This window comes from Agromyces sp. P1_H4 (assembly GCF_056405255.1).
Genome location: NZ_JBFUCL010000542.1, coordinates 1 through 1,375, shown reverse-complemented (window position 1 = coordinate 1,375; position 1,375 = coordinate 1). Strand labels below are relative to the sequence as shown.

Below are 1,375 nucleotides of genomic sequence, written 5' to 3'. Positions count from 1 at the left end.
GCACCACGTTGCCGGTCTTGTGGCCGGCGTCGACGTTCCGGTGCGCCTCGTCGATGTCGTCGAGCGGGTAGGTGCGATCGACGACCGGCCGGAAGCGACCCTCCTCGGCGAGCGCGACGAGGCCGTCCAGGTCGTCGTGCGTGACGGGTGCACCGGTGAACGTGACGAGCTTGCCGCTGCGGCGGGAGTTCCGCCTGGCCGAGGTCATGCTCGAGAGGTCGGCGATGACGAGGAGCAGGGCGCCGCCCGGCTTCAGGAGGTGCTCGACGCGATCGAACGACGCGTTGCCCACGCAGTCGACGATGACGTCGTAGGCGCCAGGCACCTGCGTGAAATCCTCGGCGCCGTAGTCGATGACGTGAGCCGCGCCGAGCTCCGCGGCGAGCGCGACGTTGCGGGCGCCGCAGACGGCGGTGACGGTCGCGCCCCGCGCCGCGGCGAGCTGCACGGCGGCGGTGCCGACGGCGCTCGAGGCGCCGTTGACGAGCACCTCGGTACCCGGACCGATGGGCACCAGGCCGAGGAAGGCGAGGGCGGTGTGCCCGCCGAACAGGAGCGCCGCGGCCTCGCCCATGTCGAGGTTGCGGGGCTTCCGTGCGATGGCCTTGCCCAGCGGAACACGGGCGTACTCGGCGTGGCCGCCGAAGGCGCCGCCGAGCATCGCGATGACCTCGTCGCCGGGCGCGAACCCGATCACGTCGTCGCCGACCGACTCGACCACGCCGGCGATGTCCATGCCGAGCACCGGCTTGCGCGGCCGGAAGACGCCGAGCGCGATCGGGATGAAGAGCCACAGACCCTTCGGCAGGTCGCGGCTGCGAGTGCGGTGGTCGGCGATGCTCACGGTGCTCGCATGCACCCGCACGAGGAGCTCGTCGGCCTTCGGGACCGGAACCGGCACCCGCTCGAGGTGCACGACCTCGGGAGGCCCGAAGCGTCGGTGCACCGCCGCGGTCATCGTCCTCGTGGCCGTCGTGATCCCCGTCTGCGATGCGTGCGTCATTTCCGAGCTCCAACCTTACGTTGTATGTCTTACGACGTAAGGTACGCTCGAACCACGCGATTGTCGAGAGGATTCCCGATGTCGACCACAGGGCAGGCGACCAGGCGGCGAGCGCCGCTCACGCGGGACCGGGTGCTGCGCACGGCGGTCGACCTGGCCGACTCAGGCGGCATCGACGCCCTCACCATCCGGCGCCTGGGCGAGCAGCTCGGCGTCGAGGCCATGTCGGTCTACCACCACGTGCCGAGCAAGGAGGCCATCCTCGACGGGGTGGTCGACCTCGTGTTCGGCGAGGTCGAGGCGGCCGTCGGCGGCTTCGAGGTGCCCGAGGCGGATGCCGCGTGGAAGGCTGCACTCCGCGAACGCATCCTC

The 1,375-nt window shown here is 71.1% G+C and carries 2 protein-coding genes; one reads left to right on the top strand and one right to left on the bottom strand.

Going from position 1 to position 1,375, the window contains the following annotated elements:
- Nucleotides 1–1,003 (bottom strand): NAD(P)-dependent alcohol dehydrogenase (locus AC1DY2_RS19800; RefSeq protein ID WP_476763965.1); only part of this gene is annotated, 1,003 nt, incomplete at its 3' end.
- A 78-nt stretch (nucleotides 1,004–1,081) separates the two neighbouring features.
- On the opposite strand from AC1DY2_RS19800, the gene AC1DY2_RS19795 reads away from it, so the two are divergent.
- A partial coding sequence (locus AC1DY2_RS19795; protein ID WP_476763964.1) for a TetR/AcrR family transcriptional regulator occupies nucleotides 1,082–1,375 on the top strand: 294 nt, incomplete at its 3' end.